The 6,714-nt window shown below is 64.3% G+C and carries 7 protein-coding genes; 1 reads left to right on the top strand and 6 read right to left on the bottom strand.

What is annotated here, in order from left to right:
• Positions 1–80: 80 nt before the first annotated feature.
• A complete protein-coding gene (locus Q0176_RS07850) occupies positions 81–893 on the top strand; it encodes an Mrp/NBP35 family ATP-binding protein (protein ID WP_299301163.1) in 813 nt (270 codons plus the stop codon).
• A 110-nt stretch (positions 894–1,003) separates the two neighbouring features.
• Here Q0176_RS07850 and Q0176_RS07845 read toward each other — a convergent pair whose 3' ends face one another.
• The 6 genes from Q0176_RS07845 to Q0176_RS07820 form a co-directional block, all read right to left on the bottom strand.
• A complete protein-coding gene (locus tag Q0176_RS07845) occupies positions 1,004–1,768 on the bottom strand; it encodes a DUF533 domain-containing protein (protein WP_299301160.1) in 765 nt (254 codons plus the stop codon).
• Between the two features lie 34 nt (positions 1,769–1,802).
• Positions 1,803–2,387, bottom strand: a complete 585-nt coding sequence (locus tag Q0176_RS07840; protein WP_299301157.1) for a DsbA family protein — start codon at positions 2,385–2,387, stop codon at positions 1,803–1,805.
• A gap of 26 nt (positions 2,388–2,413) precedes the next feature.
• The gene (locus Q0176_RS07835; RefSeq protein ID WP_299301154.1) at positions 2,414–2,944 is read right to left on the bottom strand and encodes a nitroreductase family protein; all 531 of its coding nucleotides are present in this window, start codon (positions 2,942–2,944) and stop codon (positions 2,414–2,416) included.
• A 111-nt stretch (positions 2,945–3,055) separates the two neighbouring features.
• Complete coding sequence (locus Q0176_RS07830) at positions 3,056–4,069, bottom strand: 3-oxoacyl-ACP synthase III family protein (RefSeq protein ID WP_299301151.1); 1,014 nt, start codon at positions 4,067–4,069, stop codon at positions 3,056–3,058.
• 86 nt (positions 4,070–4,155) lie between these two features.
• On the bottom strand, positions 4,156–4,806 hold the full coding sequence (locus tag Q0176_RS07825; protein WP_299301149.1) for a tetratricopeptide repeat protein: 651 nt from the start codon (positions 4,804–4,806) through the stop codon (positions 4,156–4,158).
• A 221-nt stretch (positions 4,807–5,027) separates the two neighbouring features.
• Complete coding sequence (locus Q0176_RS07820; protein WP_299301146.1) at positions 5,028–6,569, bottom strand: hypothetical protein; 1,542 nt, start codon at positions 6,567–6,569, stop codon at positions 5,028–5,030.
• Positions 6,570–6,714 lie beyond the last annotated feature (145 nt).

The raw sequence follows: 6,714 nt of genomic DNA, 5'->3' as shown, positions 1-6,714 counted from the left end.
CACACATCCCGTGCATCACTACGGCAAGACCGCACAAGACCGCAATGGATGATGAATAAACGAGCAAAGGAGCAAAACACATGAGCCATGACTGCGACCATGACTGCAATCACTGCGCCTCAGGGTGCCCGGAACGGGGAGCGGCGGAACGGAAGCAAAGGGAGCGAATCCAGCGAGTGGTTGGCGTCGTCAGCGGAAAGGGCGGCGTCGGCAAATCGCTGGTGACATCCCTCCTGGCATCGGAGGCCAGGCGCAGCGGGATGCGGACAGGGATCCTGGACGCGGACATCACGGGCCCGTCCATTCCCAAGATATTCGGGCTCCACGAGAAGGTCCTGTCCGACGGCAAGAACGTCTACCCCGCCGTCACGAGGGGCGGTATAAAGGTTATCTCCATGAACCTCTGCCTGCCGAGTGAGGAGGATCCTGTCGTATGGCGGGGCCCCATCATCGCAGGGACAGTCACCCAGTTCTGGGAGGACGTCGAATGGGGGGAGCTGGATTGTCTGTTCGTGGATATGCCCCCCGGCACGGGTGACGTTCCCCTGACGGTCTTTCAGACCCTGCCCATAAGCGGGATCGTCATCGTGACCTCACCACAGGAGCTCGTCGCGCTCATCGTGAAGAAGGCGCTTCATATGGCGGAGCTCATGAAGATACCTGTCCTGGGCATTGTGGAGAACATGGCGTACTTCGAGTGCCCCGACTGTGGAAAACGGCACCATATTTTCGGTCACAGCCACATAGAGGAGGAAGCCCGCGCCTTTGGCATCGACACCATCGCACAAATCCCCATGACTCCGCGCTTCGCGGAGTTCTGTGACCAAGGGCGGATCGAGGAGCTGGAGTCCAACCGGCTTGACGGGATCCTGGACGCGATCCGGCGCTCCTGAAAAAAGCGTCTGCCCAGGCATGACGTCAAGGAAGAGAGGATATACGGCCTCGTCTCGATCCTCTTTTTACCCCGTCACGTCGTCAGAGCCCGTCCCCGGCGCCGCGCGGTTCACCTCGGAGGCATTCCCACAAGCTGTTCGATGTTCCGGACGACCTCCGGCGTCAACCCCATCGAGGCGGCCAGGCGGTCCAGGTACTCGCGTTCCGCCGGGGTGTCCACCTCGATGGCCATGAGCGAGACGGAGTAGACCTGCGCGGCGAGCTCGGGACGTCCCCGGACCCCCGTGACGATCGCATCCGTCGCCATGGGGCTCTGGAGCTGCCCAATGACGTAGTTCATCCCCTCCTGGTCGATCCCGGCCTCCTTCATTTTGCCGGTGATGCGGCTCAGTTCGTCCGCATCGACGGTGCCGTCCGCCTTCGCCGCGTCAAGCATCGCGGTGAGGAGCAGCTGTGCGTCGCTCTCGAAATTCTGCGGAGCCGCGCCGGCCGGAGACACCGCAGCTCCGGCAGAGGGCTGAGGGGCCTGCCCGGCATTCTTGAGGGCCTTGAAGGCCATCATCCCCAGGAGGCCCATGACCCCGCCGCCGATCCCTCCAAGGGGCACGCCCGACCGCCCGTTGCCCGACCCCGACAGCGCGCCCAATAAAGCCCCGATCCCTGCCGCAGCCAGGTTGTCCTTGCCCCCCACCGCCTGCCCTGCGCTGTTCACGAGGTTTTGTCCCGCCCCCATCAGACCGGACAGAATGCCCTGAAGCCCGCCGCCCTGCGCATCGGCGGACGCGTTCGCCGCGCTCCGTATCCGAGCCCCCGATGACGGGCTCATGCCGCCCTGCGTCAACGCACCCAAAAGATCCATCATGCCAACCGCCATCGATACTCGCCTCACATTCTCCCAGACAGAGGCACTAGCCCCGGACGGCCGGATACTTCGCTCGGAACTCCGCGAAGTCCATCGTCGTCGTGCCGGCCAACACCAGTTTTCCGCTCCGAACGAAGGACGGGACAACCTCGAGCCCCATGCCCTCCGCCTCACGGTCCCGTTCGGCCAGGACCTGCCCATACTCCCCGGACAGGAGGCTTCTCTCCAGGGCGCTGCGGTCCAGCCCGACCTCGCCGCCGAGGTCCACGACCGTCCCCACGGACGAGACGTTCGTATTCTCCACAAAAACAGCCCTGAAGACGCGCTCGATGTAGGCGTCCGCCCTTCCGGCGGCACGCGCGAACTCGAGCCCCATCAGGGCGTTGCGGGTGTTCGAGGAGAAATGCCCCAACTCGAAACGACAAATATCCCCGCCCAGGGCACGGTAGCGGTTCAAGTCCGCCCTCGCCCTAGCGTCGCTCTTCTCGGGTCCGCCCTCGGGCGGATACTCCGGATGGATCTCCCAGGGCACCCACGTCGACTCCACGGGCCGTTCCTCCTGCATCCTCATCCAGAAACCCCGCCCCAGGTAGCAGAAGGGACACACGAAATCGAAATAGACCGTGACCATCGCTCAAGCCCCTCTTGTCAGTCCGTTCAATCCGACCAACGCTCGAGGTGCACGACCCCCTCGTCGATACCGCGGTGCGGGGGCTTGCTCTCGTCGCCGTAGCCGACCACGGCGATGCCCATGGCCCGGACGTCCCGAGGCGTGCCCAGAAGGGCCTCGATCTTCTCGGGCAGGCCCTCCTGACCCCAGCGAACCCCAAGCCAGACGGAGCTCAAGCCCAGCCCTTCCGCGGCCAGCAGGATGTTCTGCATCGCGGCGGCGCAGTCCTCCTCCCACCAGGGGTTCGGCTTTCCCTCGTGCAGGACGGTCCCGCAGACGACCAAAGCCAGCGGGGCCTGAAACAGCATCTTGCCATAGGGATGAACCTCCGCCAGCGCATTCAGGTTCTCCCGGTCCCGAATCACCACGAAACGCCAAGGGCGCCTGTTGGCTGCGCTGGGCGCGGCACAGGCGCACTCCAGGAGCAGGTCGACCTTCTCCTGCTCCACCGGCCTGTCGGCATAGCGCCTCACGCTCCGGCGCGCCCGTATCCCCTCCAGAACCGCGCGATTTTCCACAAAATCCACCCCTTTCAGGACAAAATCCGCACTCCCAAAAAGACGAGGCCTTTTCCTTATCCGTTTTCCAAATCATTCTCAGGCGAGCAAAAACGACGACGCGTGCGGGAATCAGAGCATGTGCAGGACCGTTCCCCCCCACGAAAGCCCCACGCCGAACCCCATCACGAGCACGGAGTCCCCCTTGCCGAGTCGACCGGACTTCATCGAGTCGTAGAGCGCAATCGGGATGGTGGAGCTGACGGTGTTGCCGTACTTCTCGATGTTGAACACAAATTTTTCCTCGGGAATGGAGAGGAGCTCACGGAGCTTCACCAGCATCATGTGGCTGGCCTGGTGCAGGACCACGAGACGGAGCCCCCCCAGGGAGGTCCCGTTCCGCTCCAGCGTATCGTTCATGCAGCTCGGAGCGACCTCCATCGAGAACTTGAGGATCTCCGGGCCGTCCATATAAAGGCTCTCCGGGGTACGGACGTTGCCCCACTTGTTCTTCGTCTCGACCCTCGTCTCCGGGGAGGAGGGCCTGGCCCACGCCCCCGCGGGGATGATCAGCCTCTCCGCCCCGGACCCATCCGTCCCCAGGACGAACTCCCCGATCCCCCGTTCGGCGGAGGCCTCCACCAAAGTAGCCGCCGCCGCGTCCCCGAAGAGGGTACGGGTGCTCTTGTCCTGCGGATGTATGGTCCGGGTTATGGTCTCGGCCGTAATCAACAGGACCCTCCTCGCCACGCCGCCGAGGACCAGCCCCTTGGCCAGCGCCAGTCCATAGACGAACCCCGAGCACCCCAGGTTGTAGTCCAAGGCGCCGGCGTCCTTCCGCAGCCCCAGACGATTCTGAACGATGCAGGCCGTGGCCGGCAGAAAATAATCGGGACATTCCGTGCAGAGCAGCAGGAAATCGATCGAGCTCCTGTCAATGCCGTGCTCCTCGAAGAGGCGTTCTCCCGCCGCCGCCGCGAGGTCCGAGACCTTCTCGTCGCCGACGACGCGCCGCTCCGACACGCCGGTCTTGCCGTAAATTTTATTCTCCGTCCAGGTCCCGAACTGGCGGACCAGCTCCGCGTTGTCCAGAATCCCCTCCGGAAGATATACCGATATGGCCCTTACGGCCGCCTCGTGACCCATTCGACTTCAGCCTCCATCATGTAATCCGGCCCCGGGCCTTCGTCCCCTGGGGCCGATGTCGCAAACAGCCGTTCAGGCACGGGCGTTCACTTCCCCTTCGTCCCCCCGGCGGCGAGGGCCGCAAGGCGCCTGGCCGCAAGCTCGGCCTGAGGCGTCCCCGGATAGAGGCGGGCGACCTGCGTGTAGGCCTCCCTTGCCCTCTCCGTGTCCTGCTCCTCGTCCCAGACGACGGCCTCGGCCAAAGCGACGAAGGGCCGGCAGGATGCCGGAAGCGTCTCCGCCCGCTGTCCCAGCAGCTCGCGGCAGAGCTCCGCGGCCCGCTCCCGCTTCTCCGTCCCGGAGTACAGCAGAATCAGGCGGCCGCGGACCTGCAGTCCCCAGGCCGAATCCGGATAGCGATCCAGGAAGAGCTCCAGGACCTCCTGCGCCGTCTGCTCCTGAGGCTCCGGAAAGGCGTCCAGATAGATGTTGGAGAGCGCCCACAGGGCCTCCTCGGCCTCCTCGGTCGCCGGACAGGATTCCACAATCTCGTGATAGAGGGACTCCCGCTCCTCGACCTGCGTCTCGGAAAGACGCGAGATGGCAAGGCGAATCTCCAGCGCCCTCCGTCTCTGTTCCTCGGAGCCCGGCTCCGCGCCCCGGGCAGGGGTGCGAAGGCCCCCCAGGATCAGGACCAATCCGCAGAAAAACGTTCCCCAGAATTTTTTTCCACCGCCCATTCCGGACCATCCGCGCACGCGTTCCGCCTCCTTCAGGCCGACTCCGCCGAGCCGCATTGCACACTTGGTTTTATTACCTGGTAACAGCATTCTCGCACGCGCTATTGTAACCTCTCCCGCCCTTTTCCACAACGCGAAGAGGGAAAATTAGGCAAAGTGACCGACATCGGAGCCAGCGCCTCCCGGCGGGCCCCACATCCGGAGCCCGCCTGCAAGCCGACCGGGACGGGCCCCATCCTTCACCAGTCCGGCGTTCCGCCCGCTCCGACGCTGCGCTTTCGGATGTCCTCCACCATCGCCATCAGCCTCCGCGCCACCAGCCCCTGTTGTTTGCGGGCGGGCGGGATCTTGCGCAGACACCACTCGAGCGCCGCGGAGGCGGCGCGTACCATCACGTCCTCCCGCGAGAAGCGAACGCCATGGGCGTCCATCTGCACCATCCATTCCCGGCCCTTGCACCAGCAGTTGAGTCCCGGCAGCTGGTTGTGGTCCTCCTCCGAGGCCAGGACGACCTGCGCCCCGGGGTTGCGCCTCATCATGCGCGTCACGTGCAGAAGCCCCCGGGCGTACTGATCCAGGTTCACCCTCACGGGCCGCCCCGCCATCAAGGTGAGGCTGCAGCTCTCGAAGCCCCCCTCGTCGATGCGCCGCCGCATCTCCTCCAGCTGATAGATGGAGACCAACAGGGCATTTCCGGAACGGGTCTGCCGCTCGACGATCGCATCGAGCAGACGGTTCTCCTTGAGGCAGCGCCGTATCATGGCGGGCCCCACCCCGTTGTCGACCAGAATTTCCTCCAGGAGAGCGGGGTCCGTGGCCGCGAACACAGGGACCGGAAGAAACGCGAACATCGCTCCGTCCTGCCAGTCGGAGCGCAGCAGGCCCCCCAGGGAGGGCAGAATCCGCCCCTGGGGGAAGTCGGTGAACAGGGGCCGGCTGGCCGAACGGACCATCTCGACGACCCTCTTGTGCTGAGCGATGGAACGGGCGTCCGTAAAGACGGTCGTGTCGCAGTGCCCCGGCCCCATGGAGAGCCCCATGACGGAGCGGGCGTGCTCCAGGATGAAGAAGGAGAACCAATGGACCTCCGCGTCGTAGTATTCGTGATAGTGCCAGGCGACGTTACGATGGAAGAGGAGCGGACTGCAGACTCGGAAGAAGTGAAAGAACTGCTCGTGGTACACCGTGAAATGGAGGATGAAGGTGGCCCGAAACCCCCGTTCGAGAAGCCGATAAACCCGGTCCCGCCAAAGCCGGATATACTGAGGATCCTCGAGAAGCCAGCGGTACTGTTCGCACTCGGTGAAGACGATCCTTCCCGGCTCGGGCATCGCCTCGGCCAGGTCGAGCAGCTCCGAGACAGCGTCCCGGCGTCCCCTTCCCCCCTCGTAGATGAGGACCTTCGCGATGGCGGCGGCGCAGGACGTCTCCGGGCCCGCGGGCTCCAGGGGCGGAGAGGCTCCTCCCAGCAAAAACGACTGAAGCCGGGACCGGGCGGCCCTCTCGTTATCCAGGGAATCCAGGGGGTTGAGCTCCTTCAGGACCTCGACGACGCGGGACGTCCTGCCCTCGTCCTCGCCGACGAAAAAATCGAGGACGGCGCCGAAGTGGACCGAATGCTCGGACAAGCGGCGCTGACCGTTTTTCCATTTGCTCACCAGGCTGGCGTCGACGTGCAGACGCCTGGCGAGGACCGTAACGGGAACCTCGAGACGCGACAACAGGATGGCAAAAGGCAGCGCATGTCCCTTCCTGACGCTTTTTCGTTCATTCGAAGACATCTCTCGGACCTCGCTTCGTTTTTTCGCGGGAAACGCGGCGCAATTCCTCTTATAATGCCCCAGGTTTCGGTTGTCAAGAGTTCGTCACAGGCCTGTCGCCGGACTGTGATAATGTCATCCCTTAGCGGGACCGAGAGAATGTCAC

Source organism: uncultured Fretibacterium sp. (assembly GCF_938040765.1).
Lineage (GTDB): Bacteria > Synergistota > Synergistia > Synergistales > Aminobacteriaceae > CAJPSE01.
This window is presented reverse-complemented; position numbering and strand designations above follow the sequence as displayed.

Coding starts and splice junctions, on each gene's coding strand:
- Q0176_RS07850 (WP_299301163.1), top strand. CDS start 81: ATGAGCCATGACTGCGACCATGACTGCAATCACTGCGCCTCAGGGTGC.
- Q0176_RS07845 (WP_299301160.1), bottom strand. CDS start 1,768: ATGGCGGTTGGCATGATGGATCTTTTGGGTGCGTTGACGCAGGGCGGC.
- Q0176_RS07840 (WP_299301157.1), bottom strand. CDS start 2,387: ATGGTCACGGTCTATTTCGATTTCGTGTGTCCCTTCTGCTACCTGGGG.
- Q0176_RS07830 (WP_299301151.1), bottom strand. CDS start 4,069: ATGGGTCACGAGGCGGCCGTAAGGGCCATATCGGTATATCTTCCGGAG.
- Q0176_RS07820 (WP_299301146.1), bottom strand. CDS start 6,569: ATGTCTTCGAATGAACGAAAAAGCGTCAGGAAGGGACATGCGCTGCCT.